This is a genomic window from Chitinophagales bacterium (assembly GCA_019694975.1).
In the GTDB taxonomy this organism is placed as follows: Bacteria; Bacteroidota; Bacteroidia; order Chitinophagales; family UBA10324; genus JACCZZ01.
Genome location: JAIBAY010000002.1, coordinates 36,027 through 56,874, shown reverse-complemented (window position 1 = coordinate 56,874; position 20,848 = coordinate 36,027). Strand labels below are relative to the sequence as shown.

Genomic DNA, 20,848 nt, shown 5'->3' with positions numbered 1-20,848 from the left:
TTACGGAGCAGTTCGCATTTGATGCCGGTTTCACCAGAAGATTAAATAGAAAACTAAATGACCGATATGAAGATCAATATTGTTTCCGGCAGCATTCGCGAAAACGCCAGCACGAAGAAAGTAGCTTTAAATCTTGCACAGCATTTTGCGCGGCATCATGGTGTTCAAGCCGGAGTGGTAGACCTGCAGGATTATGATTACCCGATCTGGAAGCAGGTTTTCGAAAAGGAAAAAAACCCGCCGGAGAAGTGTGTTCAACTGCACCGGAAGTTGCAGGAGGCTGATGCCATGGTGTTTGTCACACCGGAATACAATGGAGGCTATTCTCTTGCCTTGAAAAACATGGTGGATTATTTTGGATTGAATGTATTCGAGAAGAAGACTATTGGTGTGGCTGCTGTTTCAACCGGTGGGCTTGGCGGAATTCGTGCCGGCCTGCAGCTGCAACAACTGATTCTTGCGATTTTCGCCATTCCAGTACCACAGATGTTGCTTGTGCCAAACATTCATCAGCGGTTTGATAATGATGGTGTATTGCTCGACGCTTCCTTTGAAAAAAATGTATCACTGTTCACCAAAGAGTTTATCTGGCTGGCCGGTGCAATTCATGCCAAGCGGAGTGCAGCGCAATAATTGTTTCATACAGCGCTGATGAATAACAGGAGATGTATGTAGTATGGTCGTATGAATGCCCGGGCGATTGCATCGGACTTTTTACAGTGTCTTACAACAATGAAGCAGCATGGCGCGGAAAAGAACCTTGCTGTCTTTCAGCTTTAAGGACAGTATAAGGCCTCGTTGTTCGCAAGTTCCTGCCTGCAGTGCAATGATTCAAATGCATCAATTAAATTTAGGGCCGAAAAGTGCTAAAGCTTTTCCTTTATTCAACTACTCTTTATCAAACAGCTTCCTACATATGTCCGGATCCCGCTCAGGATAATACTTTGGCTGTTGTCAGTCATCATCGTTGGTTTCATCTCCCTCATCATCCTGCTGCAAACCTGCTGGTTTCAGCAATTCGTTGCAGGTAAAGCAACTGCTTGGCTGTCGTCGAAGCTTAAAACAACAGTACGACTCGAAGAAATTAATATTTCATTTCCGAAATCCATTTACCTGAAGAATTTATTCGTTGCGGACCTGCAGTACGATACGCTGATCAATATTAAAGAGCTGACGGTAGATATCAGCATGATGAACCTGCTCCACGGAGCGGCCATTGTGCATTCAGTTGAACTAAATGGCGCAACCGTTCATATCAATCGTTCATTGCGCGACAGCAGTTTTAATTTTAATTTCATCACGGAAACTTTTGCCTCTTCCGGAGAAAATACTATTGAGCAGGATACCGGAAAATCTTCATTCAGCTTTTCCATTGAAAGGGTGAAAACAGACCAGGTTCATTTCATACTAAACGATGAAGTGGGTGGTATGGTCGGGGAAGCACGCATCGGTCACCTTGATGTTGACTTTAAGGAATTCGACCTTTCAGCACAAAGGATTATGGTGGATGAGCTGAACTGGAATAATTCAGTGGTGCATTTCCGGCAGATAAAACCAGTGGCAACAGCCGCTTCTTCAACTGCGCCTCTTACGCTGCAAATAAGCGCTCATCATCTGCAACTTTCCAACCTCGACCTGTTGTATACCGACACTACAGCAGAGCTGGACCTTCGCAGCAAAATATCATTTCTCGAAGCCTATCCTGATACGATTGATCTTCAGCATTTAGTTTTTGACTTCAGGCAACTTAGTGTGGAGCAGTCATCATTTTATGTTGCAACCGGTGCTGCTGAAAGCATCGATACACTTTCGGAACCAGAAGCAGGCGACACAGGCGATGCACTTACTGCGCGATGTGATCAGCTATCGCTGAAGGGATTTGATTTCCGGTATAATGATAAAACTGCACCAATTGCGGCACGAGGAATGGATTACAGTCATCTGGATGTGAAGGACATTACAGGAAGTTTCAGTAATATCTTTTATCAGGCCGACAAGCTGAATATTGATATCCATAAGATAAAGGCATCGGAGCAATGCGGTTTGACCATACTCGATGGTTACGGCCGGTTCAGGATGTCTGAAACGGGTATCACCTTCGACAGTTGCCTGCTTATAACTGATAAAAGCACTATCCGGAGTGCTGCAGGTATCAGGTATAGTTCACTTGCTTCCTTAAGCAGCAATGTTGGCAGCATGGGTGTATATGGCCATTTCCGCAATGCAACTATTGCGGTAAGCGATCTGCTTTATTTCTATCCGCCGCTTGCAGAAAATGAATATGTCCGTCCTGCTGTTGACCGTGTACTGACCGTTGACGGAAACATCAATGGAACTTTAGGCAACCTGTTGTTTAAAAGCCTAAAGGTTCGTACAGGTAACACTGATATGCTCATCAGTGGCAGCATTAAAGGATTGCCTGATGCGGGCAATCTGTCGTTTGATGTACAACTGTCCAGGTTCTCGTCTACCAGGACTGACCTCCTCGCTATACTGCCTGACAGCCTTTTGCCATCTGCCATCGTTCTTCCGGAAACTTTTACACTTTCCGGAAATTACAGCGGCACCATGCAAGACTTCAATGGCATCGTTTTTTTGCAAAGCTCATTTGGTAATGCACTGGTAGAAGCCCGTATGCAACCTGTGGCCGGCAAAGAAACTTCCACCTACCATGCAAAAATTGACCTCGAGAATTTTAATCTTGGAAAGCTGCTTCAACGGGAAGAGATCATCGGCATTGTTCATCTCACCGCCACAGCAGCAGGAGAAGGGCTGACCGTGGAAGATATGAATGCTACCATCGAAGCGACTGTTAAAAGACTTGATCTCTTAGGTTATGAATACCGGGATATTGCAGTGAATGGCAAGATTGCCGGACAGGCTTTTAAAGGAGACATATCCGTCAATGATGATGCAATAGATGTTTCATTTACAGGCCGGGCAAGCCTCGATCCGGAGCGTCCGGAGTATAATTTTCTGATGGATATAAAATACGCCGACCTGCAGCAGCTTCATCTCTACGATAGCGACCTGAAGGTGCAAGGGAAGATAACAGGTAATTTTTCAGGGGATGACCTGAGCACACTGAATGGGGCGATCCATGTTGCCGATGCGGCCATTTCATCCGGTGATAAAATCATCTCGCTGGATTCCATTAGCCTTATCGCATCTTCTGCCGAAGGCAAATATGACTGGAATCTCTACACACCTGTACTGGATGGTCATTACACTGGCACTTCCAGTGCAGCAGTGGGCATCCCTTTGCTCACGAATCATTTCAATTATTATTTCAGCAGAAAAGCATACCGGCAGGCAGATACACTTGGACTGCAGTCGTTTGATTTTGTAATGAATATTCACGACCAGAAAAAACTCCTGCCTTTGTTTATACCAGGACTGCAGGAGATGGAGCCCTTTAATATCACCGGTTCTTTTAGCAGTGCAGAAAAAAAACTTCAGTTGGCCTCTACGCCCGTAGCATTAGTTTATGAAGGAATAAAGGTGGATTCGCTGCTTCTTTATGCCGGATCAAATCCGGCTCAGTTCGATTATCGCCTCACTGCAAAAAAACTGCAAAAAGACACTTTGCAACTCAGCGGTTTGTCTTTTTCCGGTAATGCCCGGAATGATTCTGTCTATTCATTGCTGGCTATAAAACCTGATTCAAATCACATCGATCTGCTGATGGCGACATCGGTAACAGCGGCAGATGATTTGTACCGTTTGCACCTGCTGCAGGATCAGCTAATCCTCGATGGTGCTCAATGGTCGGTGCCGGAAGACAATTTTCTTGCTTTCGGAAAGAACGGTATCTGGGCGCATAACCTCAGGATGGCGCACAACAACAGTTACCTGCTTGTGCAAAGTGAGGATGAAATGTTGAATGCGCCTGTCAATTTTACTTTCAGCGATTTTGACTTATCGGTGTTGTCCGGCATCATTGACTCTTCTGCAGCAGTATTTACCGGTGTGATGAATGGAAATTTCCTGTTGCAGGATGCCAAGACATTCACCTTTAACTCCGCATTGAGCATAAAGGGGTTTTCCCTGCTGCACTATGATTATGGAGATCTGTCACTTGATGCTTCCAATGATGAAGCCGGAAAATATGATGTTAAACTGGTATTGCTTGGTGAAGGCAATGGTATAGAGGCAGCAGGCTATTACCGCAGTGCTGCAGCAGCAAGCGAACTGCATTTTGACGTTCAGATTGACAGCGCTGATTTTTCCCTGGCAACACCCTTTGTCAGGCCTTATCTCTACGATCTGCGTGGATCACTTAACGGAAGTTTTATGATAAGGGGCACTATTGATGTACCTTCTATCAATGGTTCCATGCGTTTTGATTCCGCCAGCCTCGTGCCTTCTTATACCAATACGCCATTGCAGCTTGGCCGTGAACCGCTGACATTTGATAATTCGGGCATTCATTTTAATGCGGTAACGGTGCGTGATCAGCAGGGAAACAAAGCCACCATTAACGGCGACCTGATGACCACCGACTACAGCAACTTTAAGTTTGGTCTTGACCTGAAGGCCTATGACTTTGTCTTGATGAATGCTGCATCATCCGTTACTACTGACTACTATGGGATGCTTCGGCTCGATGTGCTTGCCGCGCTGAGAGGCGACCTGGACCGGCCTGCGGCAGATATTAAGATCAAACTGCGTAATGGCACTGATGTTACCTACGTATATCAACGTTCCGATACTTCCTTCAGCACGGAAGAAGGCATGGTGGAATTTATCAATATCGGCGACCGGCTTGACGCTATCCTGGCGCAACAGAAAGATTCATTAAAACCTGTCTTCTCCGGTTATAACATTACAGCATCCGTAGAAGTGGATGATAAAAGCAGGTTCAATATTGTGATGGATCCGGCAGCCGGCGACCGGCTGCAGATTAATGGAAATGGCTCCTTTAATTATGATGTCAATCCCAGTGGCAAGATGACACTAACGGGCCGTTATGAAATTACGGATGGGAGTTATAACCTGACTTTATATAATGTGGTGAAGCGGCAGTTCCTGCTGGATAAAGGCAGTTCCATCAGTTGGACCGGTGATATTTACAATGCAGACATTGACCTCAAGGGTCACCTCGCTGTTCGCACCTCACCGTATGCACTGATTGGCTCGCAGGCTGCCACAGCCAGCGATGAGCAACAGGCACAGTACAAAAACCCGCTCGACTTCAATGTATTTCTCATCATGCAGCAGAAACTGATGGCTCCGCAGATCTCCTTTGACATTGAACTCGATGAGAAGAATAAAGGCGCCATGGATGGCATTGTGGATGCGAAACTTGCTGAATTGCGCGAACAGGAAGGGGAGATGAATAAACAGGTGTTTGCCTTAATGGTTTTTGGCGCATTTATAGCCGCTGATCCGCTTGCAGGAACAGGTACTAACTACATCAGCGACCTGGCAAAAAGCAGCGTGAGCAGCATGCTCAGCAGCCAGTTGAATAAGCTGTCGGGCCAGTATGTTAAAGGTGTGGACCTGAACTTCGACCTGAAATCAGTAACCGATTATTCCAATGGCGTGGAAGAAGAAAAAACGAGGCTGAATGTCGGTGTGCGGGAGCAACTCTTTAACGACCGACTCTTAATTTATGTAGGAACGAATTTCGACATCGGCGGCAGCAGCGGATTCAGCGCGGCACCAAGCGATCTCAGCGGAGATTTTTCACTCGAATACCTCGTACGGCCTGACGGCCGGCTCCGGTTAAACCTCTTCAGAAAAGGAAGTTACGAGGGAATATTTGAAGGGCAGACCATAGAGAATGGCCTCTCACTCATCTTCAACCGCGATTTCAATACCTACCGCCAGCTGTTTACCCAGGGAAAAACAAATGCCAGAGAGGAACAGAAAAAACAACAGGTGCCGGATGAAACCCCGAAGGCTAAAATCGAAAATAACGAATAATTGCAGCGCGTATCATGAGGAGCATGACATCTAACGGAATCAGTAATGCGGGCAGGAAATTAATTTACAGGCCATACACCGGTTGTGTAATACTGCTCATCCTGATTCTTTTCAGTGCTTCATGCAGCAACACAAAATACCTGGCATCTGGGGAGATGCTGTACACAAAAGGCAACATTGAACTCGATGATGCTTCAAAAAAAACTGCCTCAGCTGAAGTCATTGCTTCGCTGCAATCTGTGATGGTTCCTGTACCCAATAAGAAACTGCTGGGCGCCAGATTCGGCCTGGCCGTTTACAACAGGGTGAAAGAACCGAAGAAGGAATCAGGGTTTAAGTATTTTATGAAATACAAGATCGGCGAAGCACCGGTGATATTACAGGAAGCCGATATAAGGCGAACCCGGTTGCTGATGGCAAACAGATTGAATACATATGGCCATTTCAGAAGCACGATAACGGATACAATGCGATACAAAAACCGGAAGGCGCAGGTAACCTACTTCGTAAAAGTCGCAACGCCATATATCATTGATTCTGTTTTTTTTCCTGTGGTGACAGACAGGCTGACGAAGAAGATTGCGGAGGTGAAGGATAGCAGCCTGTTAAAAGCCGGAAATTTCTACAACCTGCAAACCATCAGCGATGAGCGTGACCGGATCGACCGTGTTTTGAAAATGGAAGGTTACTTTTTCTTCGGCCCGGATTTTCTCATAGTGAGGGTGGATACTAACATTGGTAATCATCACTGCAAAATGTATGTCGGCCTGAAGCATAATATTCCGCAGGAAGCACTGTCTTATTACCATATAGGCGATATCATGGTGTTCCCGGAATTTACATTGGTGCGGAAAGTAACTGAACTGCAGCTGACTGATACGATCATGGTTGACAGCATACAGTATATCTCCACCGATCATTTGTTTAAACCGCATGCGATTGTTGACAATGTATATTTTCAGAAAGGCCAGATCTATGATGTGCGGAATTATAACCTTACACTTGGCAGGCTGATGAGCCTTGGTGTTTTTAAGTATGGCAATATCAGGTTTGAACCGGATACCACCCGCGACGGATGGCTCACCACACGAATCTTCCTGACACCGTTTCCAAAGCGGTCGCTGCGCGGAGAAGTGCAGGCCATTTTAAAAGATAATGGCTTTGCAGGGCCGGGCTTAAGCATCAGTACAAGGAACAGGAACATCTTTCGCGGAGCGGAATTATTTGTGCTGAACTTCACCGGTAACTATGAACTGCAGATTTCCAAAAACCTTCCGCCTCTGCAGTCATTCAAATTTGGAATTACACCACAACTCATTTTCCCGAAATTCCTTGTTCCCTTTCACATAACCCGTTCGCAAAGCGCATTTGTACCCAAAACAAAAATTGAAACCAACTACACGATTGAGAACAGGGAAGGCTATTACCTGATGAATTCCTTCTACATCAATTTCGGTTATAACTGGAAAGAGAGCATCAGCAAAGAACATCTGTTCACGCCGTTCTCCATCAACTTTGTAAATACCACGCAGACCACAGAGGCTTATGACTCCATTCTAAATCAGAATGAAGCATTGAAAGAAAGTTTCGACCGGCAATTTGTGCTCGGCTTTAATTATGCATATACCTTTACCAACCAGGTATATGCCTGGGTTAAAAATCCTGTATATTTTAAAGGAAGCATTGAGTTCTCCGGCAATACGGTTTACGCCCTACAGAGCCTTTTCAACCAGGAAAAAGGTACGCCTGAAAATCCATTTACGATTTTCCAAAATCCTTATTCGCAGTACGGATCCGTTTCACTCGACTTCCGCTATTACTTTAGCACCGGAAAGCAGACGAAGCTGGCATCACGGATTTTCACGGGTGTTGCATTGCCTTATGGAAATTCGGATGTCATTCCATACTATAAAAGTTTTTCTGTTGGCGGTGTGAGTGATCTGCGCGGCTTTCGTTCCCGTTCCGTTGGTCCAGGCACATTCTATGATCCTGACATCGACAGCATTGGTTTCTATAACCAGGTAGGAGATATCAAGCTGGGGTTGTACACGGAGTTCCGCTTTCCGATAGCTGGTTATCTCAAAGGTGCATTCTTTGCAGAAGGTGGTAATATCTGGATGCAAAGCACAAAGCTTTACGGCGATGTTGGTGTTTTCAGGTTTGCGGATTTTTACCGGCAACTGGCATTTGATGCAGGCCTCGGGCTACGGCTGGATATCACTTATGTAGTCGTTCGCCTCGACGTGGCAACAGCGTTGCGTAAACCATACGTAACAGCGAATGACGGCTGGACCTTTGATCCATTTTCAAAAGACGCTTACGGAAGAAATAATCTCATCCTCAACTTTGGAATCGGATATCCGTTCTGATGCAGCCGGATTAAATCAGTTTATGCAGTTGCCATCAATCATATAACCATGATGCTCTCCATCAATGTCAAACCCAATTCCAGGTCAACACAACTGCTAAAAGACGCAGCTGGCAATTGGGTGTTGCGTATAAAGCAACCTCCGGTGGAAGGAAAAGCAAATACAGAGGTGATAGCCGTACTGGCCAAAATGCTGCAACTTCCTAAAGCAGCTATTGCGATAAGAAGCGGCCATAAAAGCAGTCATAAGCGTTTGCTGATTGAAGGATTGGAAGAAAGGGAAGTTATACGGCGGCTCAGTTTACAGCTGCCTGCCGCATACTGAGTCATCATTCAATGATCATCAGGGCGATGGAAATTAATGCGATCATGATGCCCGCTATGTTAATTCGGGAAAGATGTTCCCGGAAAAGCAGCCATCCGCATACAGCGGTAAGCACAACGATGCCCATATTATTCACCGGAAAAATCACAGAACTTTCCCATTGCGGTATATTCAGCGCCTTCAGCAGAAAATACATCGAGAAAAAATTCGGAATACCTAACAGGATGCCACCCGCCACCGCTTTCCATTGAAGCCGTTTATGCTGGAAGATGCCGCGGTAGAATAGGGCCATGCTTCCTGCTGTTGCTGCTACCGCGAAGATGGAGATATTGAAAAGATTGAATTCTCCCGGCGTCAATAACCTGGCAAAAGCGTAGTTGACGACAGAGTCGTTGATGCCGCTGCCGATAAAAATAATCAATGCCAGCAACAGGCCTCTTGTATGCAGGGCATGCCTGTGTTCTTCAGGGGTGACAGAGGTTAGATAAACGGCCAGTATCGCCAGCAACAATCCAGCGATCTTTACCAGTGTCAGTTCCTGGTCATACAGGTAGATGGCCAGCGTTACCGGAATGGCCATGCTGAGCTTACTGGCAACAGACGTAAGCGTTACGCCAATGTTTGCCGCCACAAATCCCATCATATTGAAGATGAAGAAAAACATACAACCCAGGAAAGCAGCGTAAGGGAACCAGTCTTGCCGGAACACCTGCGTTGAAGGAACCGCACCGGAAACCAAAATACCTGTTGCCACGCAGGTGATATAGTTGACCACTATGCCCTGCATCATATCAATCTGATACAGCTTGAAAAACCTGAATGCAAGAACCAGGTAGGTAGAACAGATAATGCTGAGCAAAAGAACGATCATGCAATATGATATTGAATGATCAGTTCATCTTCTCCCACATATTTCCTGGAGAAAGGAGTTGCTTGCATCCTGGGTGCCGGCACGCCACTGCCTGCCGTTTCTGGCGCCACGATAATTCGCGCTTCGTCCCACAGGCCGCTGTCAATAAATGACTGCAATAAGCGGCTACCGCCTTCCACCAGCACCGACTGAAGTTGTCGTTCGTATAGTTTATCAAGAAAGGAAGCGATAAAATGTGCTTCAAAATCAATCGTCACATAAGTGGTGTTTATGGTACTTTCTTTTTGCTGAGCCGTAAAAACTATAGTCGGAATGCTGCCATCGAAAAGGTGTAAGGTCTGTGGCAGCCTTAAATAGCGGTCAGGCACCAGCCGCACCGGGTTCTGCCTGTTCCAGTGCCTGCTGTCCAGTCTCGGATTGTCTGTCAGCGCCGTGTTGGTGCCAACCATGATGGAAGCTTCTTCGCTCCGCCATTTGTGAACGAGTGTCTTTGCGTAATGATGGCTGATGGCCAACGACTGATTTTCCTTCCCTATAAAACCATCTATGGTTTGTGCCCATTTCAGGATAATATAAGGCCGCTTTTTCTCAATCCATGTAACAAATCTGCGGTTCAGATGAATTGCTTCATCATACAGCACACCGGTTTTCACTTTGCAACCGGCCTGAATCAGCTTTGCAATGCCGCTACCGGCAACAAGCGGATTGGGATCCTGCATGCCGGCGATAACGGCCGGAATTTTCTTTTCAATAATCAGATCGGCACAGGGCGGTGTTTTTCCGGTATGAGAACAAGGCTCCAGGTTAACATAGAGCGTAGATGACGGCAGGTATGCAAGATCGCTTTGAGCAACAGACCGGATGGCATTTACTTCTGCATGCGGACCGCCAAATTGCGCATGATAGCCTTCACCGATAATATGCCCTTCATACACAATCACCGAACCTACCAAAGGGTTGGGTGCCACCTTACCGGCTCCTTGCAAGGCAAGTTCAATGCAACGTTGCATGAAGATTTCATCAGGCTGCGGCATACGACAAACGTAATAGAATTTGAGATAAGGATGGAATATCATCCATGATATCTTCACCGGTTAACCGGAAGAAAAATGTCTGCTGTTGCAGGGTGCTCTACCACAGAGAAACTCCGAATGCGATTTGATATAACTTCGTCGCATGACCATCCGCCATGTTTTCGATCACTATGTGAAGTCACTGACCAGGCTGTATGATAAGTCAGAAGCTGAAAACATCACGCACTGGATCTTTGAAGAGCGGCTATCCCTTTCAAAAGCAGGGCTGCTGTTACGCGAGAACGATATTATTTCGGAAGTTAAAGCAAATGACCTTGCCTGGAAACTTGTACGGCTGCTGAAAGGTGAACCTGTTCAATATGTGCTCGGTGGCACTTCATTTTATGGCATGCAGCTGCACATTAATAAAAATGTGCTGATACCACGTCCTGAGACGGAAGAGCTGGTGGATTGGATCATTAAGGATAATCAAACGAAAGGGCCGGTGAACATACTCGATATCGGCACCGGCAGTGGTTGCATGGCTATTGCATTGCAAAAGCAGCTTAATCAGTCAACCGTTTCCGCTATTGATATCAGCGGCGAAGCCCTGGCTGTAGCTTCCGATAATGCACAACAGCTCGAAGCTGAGATCCTGTTTAAGCAGGTTGATTTCCTCAGCCTTATGCAAGACAATGAACCGGAGGCAGCATGGCCTGCAAACCGTTATCATATCATCTGCAGCAATCCGCCCTATATCCCGGAATCGGAACAGCAGCAGATGCCGGACAATGTGGTGCGGTTTGAGCCGCATATCGCCTTGTTTGTGCCCGATCATGATCCTTTAGTCTTTTATAAAGCTATTGCTGCCTTTGGTGCAAAATGGCTGATGCCGGAAGGATTCATATATGTTGAAATGCATGAAAACATGACTGATCAGGTATCGGCTGTCTTTTATCAGCATGGCTATCAACAGCTACAGGTAAAGACCGATATGCAGGGCAAACGCCGGATGCTGAAAGCAGGGTGGTAAAATATCCGGTAAAAAGTTCCATTTTCATCCTTAACGGACTATTTTTGCGGGCTAAAATTTCAGACCTCTATGAATAATTTGTTTTACGTAGTACCCTTATTTGGCATCGTTGCATTGATCTTCACGGCTATGAAGGCATCGTGGGTTACAAAGCAGGATGCAGGTAACGACAGGATGCAGGAAATTGCGAAGCACATCGCCGAAGGCGCCATGGCTTTCTTGCGTGCAGAATGGAGAATTCTTGGATTCTTTGTGGCCATTGCGGCCGTATTGCTCGCTGTACTCGGTTGGTCGAATCCCGAATCGAGCTGGCTTATCGCGGGTGCTTTTATCACCGGTGCAGTATTTTCTGCCACAGCCGGTTTTATCGGAATGCGCATCGCCACTAAAGCGAATGTACGCACTGCGCATGCTGCCCGTACTTCACTTTCCAGGGCATTGGCCGTTTCTTTTACCGGAGGTTCCGTCATGGGGCTTGGCGTAACCGGTCTTGCCGTATTGGGTCTGAGCTCACTCTTCGTGGTTTTTTATACGATGTATGTTGACCCTTCTACCAATGAACACCTCACCACTGCGCTGGAAGTGCTGACCGGTTTTTCGCTTGGCGCGGAAAGCATAGCACTCTTTGCCCGCGTAGGTGGCGGTATCTATACAAAAGCTGCCGACGTTGGCGCCGACCTTGTTGGAAAAGTGGAAGCCGGCATACCGGAAGATGATCCGCGCAATCCTGCTACAATTGCCGATAACGTTGGTGATAATGTGGGTGATGTAGCAGGTATGGGAGCCGACCTGTTTGGATCGTTCGTGGCAACCATTCTTGCTACCATGGTGCTGGGAGGAGAAACAAAATCGGTAGATGCCTATAACGGCCTTGCACCCATCCTGCTGCCGATGATTATTGCCGGCACAGGAATAATTTTTTCCATCATCAGCATGTACTTCGTAAGAATAGGAGAGACCAGCACATTGAACACAGGCATCGTGCAGAAAGCCTTAAACAACGGTAACTGGGGAGCCATTATTCTCACCACAGTTGCTTCCTATTTCATCGTAGGTGCCATTCTACCTGATACTTTGACTTTAAGAGGCATGGACTTCACCAGCAACGGTGTGTTTGGTGCCATCGTGGTAGGCCTCGTGGTGGGAACACTGATGAGCATGATTACCGAGTATTACACCTCCATGGGTAAACGCCCGGTGAAGATGATCATCAAACAGTCTTCCACCGGCCATGCTACCAACATCATCGGCGGACTTTCCGTTGGTATGGAATCAACCATGGCGCCAATCATTGTGCTGGCAAGCGGTATCTTCTGCGCCTATCAGTTTGCCGGCATCTATGGTGTTGCCATAGCGGCAGCGGGCATGATGGCTACCACTACCATGCAGCTGGCCATTGATGCATTTGGCCCTATTGCCGATAATGCAGGCGGCATTGCCGAGATGAGCGAGTTACCTAAAGAGGTGCGTGAAAAAACAGATATACTGGATGCTGTCGGCAATACCACGGCTGCAACCGGAAAAGGATTTGCCATTGCTTCCGCGGCCCTCACCTCACTGGCCCTGTTCGCCGCCTTCGTGGGTATCTCCGGTATTGATTCCATTGATATCTATAAAGCCGATGTACTGGCCGGCTTATTTATTGGCGGCATGATACCATTTCTCTTTTCCTCGCTTGCCATCGCCGCCGTAGGACGTGCCGCCATGAGTATGGTGCAGGAAGTGCGCAGGCAGTTCCGCGAAATTCCGGGTATCATGGAAGGCACCGGCAAACCTGAATACGATAAGTGCGTGGCCATCTCCACGGAAGCATCGCTGCGTGAGATGATGTTGCCGGGCGCCATAGCATTGGTTGTTCCGGTTGTGATAGGGTTTTTATTTGGCCCGGAAGTGCTCGGTGGATTGCTGGCCGGCGTTACGGTTTCCGGTGTGCTCATGGGCATGTTTCAGTCTAATGCCGGCGGTGCCTGGGACAATGCAAAGAAATCTTTCGAGAAAGGCGTGGAGATCAACGGAGAGGTGTTTTATAAAAAGTCAGAGCCGCACAAGGCATCGGTAACCGGTGACACCGTAGGTGATCCATTCAAAGACACGAGCGGACCATCCATGAATATTCTCATCAAACTCATGAGTATTGTGAGCCTGGTAATCGCGCCTTCCATTCCATTGAATGGTTTGCTCGGGCTGCATAAAGATGATGCTTCTAAACATAACTTCAGCCTGATGATGCAATCGCCCGGTATGGAAGCCGCTGAACATGGCGGCGCCTGTTGTGCAAAACCAGCTGAAGCCACCGCGGATGCTGCCGGAACCGATTGCGGCAGTGCAGGTAAAACAACGGCCGTTGCCACCGCAAACAACAACAGCGACGGCAGTACTGCTTCCGGCAATACCGGAACAGCGCAGTAACTGAAAAAATTGCTTCATAATGCTTACAAAAAATCCGCTCTCGAGCGGATTTTTTTTGCGTATTAATAAACCCGGCAGGATGCAGCCTGATAATGCGGGTGCAGCAAATGATTCCTGCAACTACCGCATGCGGGTGATTGCCGGCTGCGGCACCGACTGCTATACGGAAAGTGCCAATGGCTTCGGCGCCTGCTGCGTGTACTAATACGGCAACTTCGACGACTTCACAATGCATGTGGCAGAGATTGCTACCGGAACAAATCCTGCCGCTCTACTCTATCCGCAATTAAAGGTAAGCCCCAACCCGGTAACCGAACTGCTGACGGTTGACATACCGAAACATAACCACGGTAATACGGCATTGTTGCAACTAATAGATGCCGCGGGCATTGTGCTGCTGTCGAATGTGGTGTTGAATGAAAGGTAGATGTTGGATATGAAGTCAATGGCAAAAGGGATCTGTTTCCTTCGCTACCGTGATGAGGGTGGGGCTTATTTGGTGAAGATTGTGAGGTAGGTGGGAGAGGTACTTTAACTTTCCGGATATATAATTTTAGCATCAACTCACTTACACCTTTGAGTAAACAATAGTCAATCACCTCACCTCACCCATGATAAACCCTCGAGCTAACAATCAGGTGGTTCCGGATCTCCAGCACTTCACCTACGGGCAGATCTTCTTCACCTTTTACATGCCGGATGTATTCCATAAACACACGGTGTTCATTGGCAGTGAGTTTCAACAGTTCATACTGCAGCGTAGGTAAACGTTGAAAGGCGTCCTGCCACCACGTGCGCAGCGCCGCTTTGCCTTTAATCCAGCCCTGTGTCGCCGGCTGTCGCAGTTTCAGCTTCGGGCTGTAGTGCTCGGCATCATCTGCATACAGGGCAAGCAGTGCCTCAAGGTCATGGCTGTTGAATGCATGAAACCACTGCTGTGCTATGTGACTCAGTTGATCCGGTGTCATAAGTGGTGATATTTTTGAGAGGGCGTGAACGTTGGCTTTATTGTGCTGAGTTGAACCACATGCTGCTTACAGGTATGCCAGTCTGTAAATATCCTCCTGTAAAAGCACCAGAAAGCGATGACAAGACTTTGCCGATGCTTTATTCGGTCTTCAGGTACTTACTGACGGAAGCGGTGCCATTCTTATAGCTGATGGCAGTCAAATAAAGCCCCGGCTGTAAAGCCATGCTTTGCAGTACAGGTTCTACCAGGGTATTTTTCAAGCGGCCGGAAAAGACAACACGCCCCGAGAGATCAAATACCTGCAGCAGAATTTCTTCTTCCTTATTGTTAAAACTGCATACCGATGTTTTTAATTGTTGCACATGGCCGTCTTTATCCGTCTGTGAAAGCCGGTAGTAGTTATTTCCTTTCACTGGATGATAGTCAATCATAAAATAGTCGGTGGGCACGCTGCTGAAGGCCTTGCCCGGAACAGTAGCCAGCGGCTGATAATTTTCCCCGTCAGCCGATTTTTCTACCAGAAAATGATCGTTGTTCAGTTCACTGGCTGTAGTCCAGTTTATGGTCATTACATTTTCTGCTGCCGAGCATTCGAATGAGGTGAGTTCAATCGGCAACACCGTGCAGTCAATGCCGGCGCCATTGGTCAGGGTCCAGTTGAGATTGAAGCCGCTGCCACCGGCCGACCATTTGCTTACGCAGAGGTAATAAACTTGACCTGTGGTAACGGCGAGGTCGTTCACCCATCCGTTGCCGCAGGAAGTTTCGTTCACGTCATTGGAGGACGAGCAGGAATAGCCGGGATAGGTGTTGTTGTTGGCAGTGCTGATGCCTGTATTACCCTGGCTGCCGGTATTGTTGGTTTGCCCTTGCGTGGTAGCGGTTGAACAACGGATAGGCTGGCCCAATGCGCCACAGGATACGTTGGGGCCATAAAGCGCCCAGTCGTAATCTTCCGGCTGCGAATTGCCCGTGGAAAGCGGATCGATCGTCATGCCGAGTGTTCCGGAAGCGGAAACGGTAAAGGTGTACCAGTTGGAATATGTTTCTGTTATGAGGCAATCATCCGAGACATCGGCGCCAACGCCGGGCCCGGTACTGGCATCGCTGAAGCCGGTATTGGTGCAAATTGGAGTGATCAGTGCACAGTCGTTATTGTCGGTGCCGTTAGGCCCGCTGGCACAAGGCACACAGTCGAAGGTAGCTACCCAACCCGTTCCGCTGCCGGAGGCATTGGAGTTGAATATGAAGGAGATACAGCCACTTTGATCATTCGATAGATAAGGTCCGTAACCTAAAGCCATACAGGCTTCATAGGAAGAACAGTTGGTGTTGATGAGTGGTGATCCGGTGGTAAAGGCGGCGCAGTCCATGGTGGGGCCGTTGATGATTTGCAGCTTGTCACCGGTTTTAAGATCAACGGAATAAAAGTTGGCCCGAAGGCAGTTGTTAATGCTGGCCGGACAGAATGTTTTATAAACCTGCAAAGAAACACCATTGCTGTAGTTACCAGATACGCCGCCATCATCCGTAAAGGTGCCACTGCAGGCTGCCACCATCGGTCCGCCAAGGTAGGAGCCGCCGAGGCCCACGATGGGCTGCGTATAATCTGCAGTGCCGGAAGGAGCGGAAGGACAAGTAGTGCAGGCAATAGCTGCCGTCCAGCCGGGGCCTGTTCCGCTGCTGTTGGTTGTCATGTTAAAGGTGAGGCAGCCGGTTTTTGAAAGCAGCGGTGGGGGAAAAGTGGTTCCTGAATATTTTCCGATAAGGGTTGAAGAAGTGTTTGGGCCGTCGTAAATTGTAAGGGTGTCGCCTGCATTCAGGCTCATGGAATAAAAGGTAAACTGAATGCAACTGGACGTGTTGGAACAATAGGTTTGGGTATAGTTTTCCAGGTTACCGTAGGTGCCGCCCACGCCGCCACTGTCATAAAATAATCCGTCACAGGCGCTGACTGTGGAATTGTTGTTCAGCACAAAAATGGTCCCGCAACTCCCGCAACTGATGGTGGCCGACCATCCGGCCTTGTTACCGGAGGCATTGCTCACGAATTTGAAAGTGAGGGAAGAAGTGCTTGCCACAATGGTTCCCGGAGATACATTGCCGGAATAATTACCGATCACTGTAGATGAGGTAGACGGACCGTCATAGATGGTGAGAATATCATTACCGGTTTGGGTAAGAAAAGTGGTGAAGGTCATCACCAGGCAATTACCTGTGCTGCTGGTAAAAGTTTCTGTAAGGGTGGCGCTGGCGGAATAGGTGGAAGCCGACCCGCCATCATCATAAAAGGTGCCGCTGCAGGTTGAAATGGTTCCGTTTGTCATACTGTATGACTGCCCAATGCCCTTAACGGGCAGCAGCGTGATACATGACAAAAGCAACAACTGAAAACGTAGTTGTGTTTTTTTATTCAAAAGCACTCGGTGTTTTATCGTTTCCCGTATAAGCGGTTTTTTTCCGGTAGCCGTCCACTTTATGGATCATACATACTGAAAAAAAATTATGTGAAAAAGGAAAGTTAAATAAAAAAAAAGCACATTGTTACTCATTTTGTTTTGTTTTCATACATCAGGCTGTGAATAATCCTTTCAGCTGCAACAGTCAAGGCATTGATTTTCGGATGGCCTGTCATTTAACTTTGTGGCATGCATTTCAACAACCGATATTGCCTTGCGCAGCGAAAAGCAAGATGATATGTACCACCGGGTAAAAAGAAGGATAATATGGTGGTCGGGTAAAGTGCTACGCTTTACGGGAGCCGTATGCCGATTGCTCATTGCCGATGAGCAAAACCGCATGGATCAGTTCAGCGGCTGATCACCGGTAAAGGGTGACGTGCTGGAACGATCATCTTTCGGATCTGAATTTTCATAAGCCGTAATGATCTTCTTCACCAAAGGATGACGAACTACATCCTGCTCGGTGAGTTTAACCGTTCCTATACCCTTAATTTCAGATAGAATGTCTAATGCTCGGAACAACCCGCTGCGCTGCGACTTTGGAAGGTCAATCTGTGTAATGTCACCGGTGACGATACATTTGGCGGAAGCGCCGATACGGGTCAGGAACATCTTTAGCTGCGAATCGGTGGTATTCTGTGCTTCGTCGAGAATAATATAGGCATGATCCAAGGTGCGGCCTCTCATGAAAGCGAGCGGCGCCACTTCTATCACCCGGTTGGTCATATAATAATTCAGCTTGTCAAGCGGAATCATGTCGTCCAGCGCATCATACAAAGGACGCAGGTACGGGTCAATTTTTTCTTTCAGGTCACCGGGAAGGTAACCGAGGTTTTCGCCGGCCTCCACTGCCGGGCGGGTGAGAATAATTTTCCTGATCTCTTTGTTTTTTAACGCTCTCACAGCCAATGCCACTGCGGTGTAGGTCTTGCCGGTACCGGCCGGCCCGATGGCAAAAATGATGTCATTATGTTCCGATAGTTCCACCATTTTTTTCTGGTTGGGCGTACGGGCTTTCACCACAATACCATTGGGGCCGTACACAAGGGCATCATCATTGGCCTTTGGCATATGCACATCAAACGGATCCACATCATCCAGCAGGTCTTCCGCGGCTTTATCCGTCAGCCGGCCATACTTTTCAATAAAATGTACAAGGCTGTTGATCTTGTCTTCCAGCAATTCAAGGTCTTCGCTATTGCCTTCGATTTTTATCTTGTTGCCGCGGCTGGTGAATTTTACCCGAGGAAAAGCATTCTTCAGAATCTGCAGGCGTGAATTATTGATGCCCAGCAAATCGATTGGTTCGATGGAGTCGAGGTGAATGATCAGTTCAGTCAAAGCTTTACAGTATTTTGTTTTGTAAAATTAAAGAAAAGACAAGGTCAGCACCTAAACGAAATTCACGTTGCAAACAGTTCAGTGTGGCGGGTTTAAGCACTGATTGTGGATAATGTGCATGGCCGGCACTTTGTGAAAAGCTGCTACAGGAAAATTTAAGGAAGGGAATCCGATAAAGCAGGGCATCCGTTTACAAATCCTTTCAGCGAATAGCGGCATCCTGATTTTAATGCTGTTATTTTGCAAAACTTTTTGCTTCACCATAAAAAGGGAGGCACCTGATCTGCATGGCAATAATCACACTTACCACTGACCTTGGCTCGCACGATCACTATGCGGCTGCAGTGAAGGGTGAATTGCTGAAAGCGCTTCCCGGAGCTGTGCCGGTGGATATCACGCATGATATTGCACCGTTTAATATTATGCATGGTTCATTTGTACTGAAGAATTGTTACCATCATTTTCCGGCAGGCACCTATCACCTGATTGGCGTGAACATGAACAGCGAAGAGGGCATGGTACACCTTGCCGTGATGAAGGATGGTTATGTTTTCATTGGTCCTGATAATGGCATCTTCGGACTGCTATGGGATGGGGTGGTACCGGACAGGGTGTATCAGTTGAAAGTGCAGGGCAAAGAAGCGGAGAGCACGCTGCCGATGAAAGATCTGTATGTAAGGGTATTGAAACATCTTGCAGAAGGCGGCATGCCTGAAGCGGTAGGGGTAAAGGTTTCTTCCTTCCGGCAGTCAGCGATAGGGAGACCTATTGTGGCAGCAGGTTATATCAAAGCTTCCATCATCTACTTCGACCGTTTCGAAAATGCGGTGGTGAATATCAGGAAAGAGGAATTCGAACAGATACGGCAAAACCGTCCGTTCCTCGTATATTTTAAAAAATATGAAGATGTGGACACCATCAGCAAAAATTATTATGATGTGCCGGAAAGTGAGAAGGTATGCCTCTTTAACAGCAGCGGATATCTTGAAATTGCCATCCACAAAGGCAATGCAATGGGCCTGCTCAACCTCAGCGTAGGCGACTTTGTGCAGATAGAATTCCATTGACGGTGCAGGTCAATAACCGCTCAAAGTTCCAAGATGGCAAAACCATAACGAGCTATCAGGAAGAGATCAATTGTGGTTTTATTTTTACTTCCGGTTGTATTTCCGGTTGTGCCTGTTTCTCCGCGAGTTCGCGTTTGTGTTTCGCAATGCTTACCGGGCTTCCGAACAGGTACCAGATCCGTTCTTTCCATGATTTTGCTTTTCTCGCATCCTGTATCATATCAATGGCTTCCTGGAAGACAAGACGGAAGGGGTTACCGGTGTGAACAGGGGTTGTTATGCCGTAAACAGGTCGTTCTTCCTCCGGCTGAAAGGTGCCGAACATGCGGTCCCAGATGATGAAGGTGGCGCCGAAATTTTTGTCAAGATACTTCTCCTGCGATCCGTGATGCACACGATGATTGGAAGGTGTGGCAAATATATATTCAATCCAGCGGGGCAGTTTTTTGATGTATTCGGTATGCACCCAGAATTGAAAAAGCACCGCTACCTGGTTCACCACAAAAAATATCATGGGGTGAAAACCAGCAATGGTAACCGGTATGAAAAATAGCACCTTGAATTCCTGTATCCACGACAGGCGGAATGATACGGCAAGGTTGTAATTATTGGCGCTGTGGTGAGGCACATGCGTGGTCCACCAGAATCGCTGATGATGGGAAATACGGTGCGCCCAGTAGCTGCATAAATCGAGCAGTACATAACAGGGTATGAAGAGCCACCAGCGGAATTCCATTCTCCAGGGTACGAGGTTATAGAAGAAAGCAACCAGGATAAACAGCACAAGTTTGGATACGTAGTTGCTCATCAGGTTACCGAGCCCAACCAAAACGGATCCGCGCAATTCAGTATCATCGTAGACATCGTCGCGGTGCTGATACTTTGCCACGAAGTATTCCACAGCTGTAAAAAACACCATAACGGGAATAGCCCACATAATAAGCTGCGGAGCATTTGCGTCAATTTCTTTTACTTGCTGAAAGGTTATTTCCGGTGCTCCGAAAATGGATGATTCCATTGTATGATTTTATTTTTCTGTCTGCTGAAATTTTTTGAGCGGT

The 20,848-nt window shown here is 47.3% G+C and carries 15 protein-coding genes; 9 read left to right on the top strand and 6 right to left on the bottom strand.

Annotated features, from left to right (window positions below; all coding sequences use genetic code 11):
- Nucleotides 1-57 precede the first annotated feature (57 nt).
- From K1X61_03505 to K1X61_03490, 4 genes are all read left to right on the top strand, one after another.
- Nucleotides 58-633, top strand: a complete 576-nt coding sequence (locus K1X61_03505) for an NAD(P)H-dependent oxidoreductase (protein MBX7107695.1) — start codon at nt 58-60, stop codon at nt 631-633.
- 318 nt (nt 634-951) lie between these two features.
- Entirely contained in the window at nt 952-5,928 is a 4,977-nt protein-coding gene (locus tag K1X61_03500) for a translocation/assembly module TamB (protein MBX7107694.1), read from the top strand.
- A gap of 23 nt (nt 5,929-5,951) precedes the next feature.
- Complete coding sequence (locus K1X61_03495) at nt 5,952-8,297, top strand: BamA/TamA family outer membrane protein (protein ID MBX7107693.1); 2,346 nt, start codon at nt 5,952-5,954, stop codon at nt 8,295-8,297.
- Nucleotides 8,298-8,345: 48 nt separating this feature from the next.
- The gene (locus K1X61_03490; protein ID MBX7107692.1) at nt 8,346-8,621 is read left to right on the top strand and encodes a DUF167 domain-containing protein; all 276 of its coding nucleotides are present in this window, start codon (nt 8,346-8,348) and stop codon (nt 8,619-8,621) included.
- A 4-nt stretch (nt 8,622-8,625) separates the two neighbouring features.
- Here K1X61_03490 and K1X61_03485 read toward each other — a convergent pair whose 3' ends face one another.
- On the bottom strand, nt 8,626-9,492 hold the full coding sequence (locus K1X61_03485; protein ID MBX7107691.1) for an EamA family transporter: 867 nt from the start codon (nt 9,490-9,492) through the stop codon (nt 8,626-8,628).
- Nucleotides 9,489-10,502 (bottom strand): bifunctional diaminohydroxyphosphoribosylaminopyrimidine deaminase/5-amino-6-(5-phosphoribosylamino)uracil reductase RibD, encoded by a 1,014-nt coding sequence (ribD, locus tag K1X61_03480; GenBank protein ID MBX7107690.1) that lies wholly within the window; start codon nt 10,500-10,502, stop codon nt 9,489-9,491. Before ribD ends, K1X61_03485 begins: the two co-directional genes overlap by 4 nt.
- 166 nt (nt 10,503-10,668) lie before the next feature.
- Between ribD and prmC the strand changes: the two genes are divergently transcribed.
- The 4 genes from prmC to K1X61_03460 all read left to right on the top strand — a co-directional run bounded on the left by prmC (nt 10,669) and on the right by K1X61_03460 (nt 14,374).
- Entirely contained in the window at nt 10,669-11,538 is an 870-nt protein-coding gene (gene prmC / locus K1X61_03475; GenBank protein ID MBX7107689.1) for a peptide chain release factor N(5)-glutamine methyltransferase, read from the top strand.
- Between the two features lie 69 nt (nt 11,539-11,607).
- Entirely contained in the window at nt 11,608-13,947 is a 2,340-nt protein-coding gene (locus K1X61_03470) for a sodium-translocating pyrophosphatase (protein ID MBX7107688.1), read from the top strand.
- Between the two features lie 19 nt (nt 13,948-13,966).
- Nucleotides 13,967-14,152 carry a hypothetical protein gene (locus K1X61_03465; GenBank protein MBX7107687.1) on the top strand — a complete coding sequence of 62 codons (186 nt, stop codon included), beginning with the start codon at nt 13,967-13,969 and terminating at the stop codon, nt 14,150-14,152.
- Nucleotides 14,153-14,182: 30 nt separating this feature from the next.
- The gene (locus K1X61_03460) at nt 14,183-14,374 is read left to right on the top strand and encodes a hypothetical protein (GenBank protein MBX7107686.1); all 192 of its coding nucleotides are present in this window, start codon (nt 14,183-14,185) and stop codon (nt 14,372-14,374) included.
- A 178-nt stretch (nt 14,375-14,552) separates the two neighbouring features.
- On the opposite strand, the gene K1X61_03455 is transcribed toward K1X61_03460, so the two are convergent.
- The 3 genes from K1X61_03455 to K1X61_03445 all read right to left on the bottom strand — a co-directional run bounded on the left by K1X61_03455 (nt 14,553) and on the right by K1X61_03445 (nt 18,720).
- Nucleotides 14,553-14,915, bottom strand: a complete 363-nt coding sequence (locus tag K1X61_03455) for a nuclear transport factor 2 family protein (GenBank protein MBX7107685.1) — start codon at nt 14,913-14,915, stop codon at nt 14,553-14,555.
- 139 nt (nt 14,916-15,054) lie between these two features.
- A complete protein-coding gene (locus K1X61_03450) occupies nt 15,055-17,334 on the bottom strand; it encodes a CUB domain-containing protein (protein ID MBX7107684.1) in 2,280 nt (759 codons plus the stop codon).
- A gap of 387 nt (nt 17,335-17,721) precedes the next feature.
- Nucleotides 17,722-18,720 (bottom strand): PhoH family protein, encoded by a 999-nt coding sequence (locus K1X61_03445; protein MBX7107683.1) that lies wholly within the window; start codon nt 18,718-18,720, stop codon nt 17,722-17,724.
- 287 nt (nt 18,721-19,007) lie between these two features.
- Here K1X61_03445 and K1X61_03440 point away from each other — a divergent pair, with 287 nt between their 5' ends.
- A complete protein-coding gene (locus K1X61_03440) occupies nt 19,008-19,787 on the top strand; it encodes an SAM-dependent chlorinase/fluorinase (GenBank protein MBX7107682.1) in 780 nt (259 codons plus the stop codon).
- Nucleotides 19,788-19,842: 55 nt separating this feature from the next.
- Here the strand turns inward: K1X61_03440 and K1X61_03435 are convergent, their stop codons facing one another.
- A complete protein-coding gene (locus K1X61_03435; GenBank protein ID MBX7107681.1) occupies nt 19,843-20,805 on the bottom strand; it encodes a sterol desaturase family protein in 963 nt (320 codons plus the stop codon).
- Nucleotides 20,806-20,848: the final 43 nt, after the last annotated feature.

What these genes read in the sequence shown, in the direction of transcription:
- K1X61_03455 (MBX7107685.1), bottom strand. Translation starts at nt 14,915, where the DNA reads ATGACACCGGATCAACTGAGTCACATAGCACAGCAGTGGTTTCATGCA.
- K1X61_03505 (MBX7107695.1), top strand. Translation starts at nt 58, where the DNA reads ATGACCGATATGAAGATCAATATTGTTTCCGGCAGCATTCGCGAAAAC.
- K1X61_03490 (MBX7107692.1), top strand. Translation starts at nt 8,346, where the DNA reads ATGATGCTCTCCATCAATGTCAAACCCAATTCCAGGTCAACACAACTG.
- ribD (MBX7107690.1), bottom strand. Translation starts at nt 10,502, where the DNA reads ATGCAACGTTGCATTGAACTTGCCTTGCAAGGAGCCGGTAAGGTGGCA.
- K1X61_03465 (MBX7107687.1), top strand. Translation starts at nt 13,967, where the DNA reads ATGCTTACAAAAAATCCGCTCTCGAGCGGATTTTTTTTGCGTATTAAT.
- K1X61_03470 (MBX7107688.1), top strand. Translation starts at nt 11,608, where the DNA reads ATGAATAATTTGTTTTACGTAGTACCCTTATTTGGCATCGTTGCATTG.
- K1X61_03485 (MBX7107691.1), bottom strand. Translation starts at nt 9,492, where the DNA reads ATGATCGTTCTTTTGCTCAGCATTATCTGTTCTACCTACCTGGTTCTT.
- K1X61_03435 (MBX7107681.1), bottom strand. Translation starts at nt 20,805, where the DNA reads ATGGAATCATCCATTTTCGGAGCACCGGAAATAACCTTTCAGCAAGTA.
- prmC (MBX7107689.1), top strand. Translation starts at nt 10,669, where the DNA reads ATGACCATCCGCCATGTTTTCGATCACTATGTGAAGTCACTGACCAGG.
- K1X61_03440 (MBX7107682.1), top strand. Translation starts at nt 19,008, where the DNA reads ATGGCAATAATCACACTTACCACTGACCTTGGCTCGCACGATCACTAT.
- K1X61_03495 (MBX7107693.1), top strand. Translation starts at nt 5,952, where the DNA reads ATGACATCTAACGGAATCAGTAATGCGGGCAGGAAATTAATTTACAGG.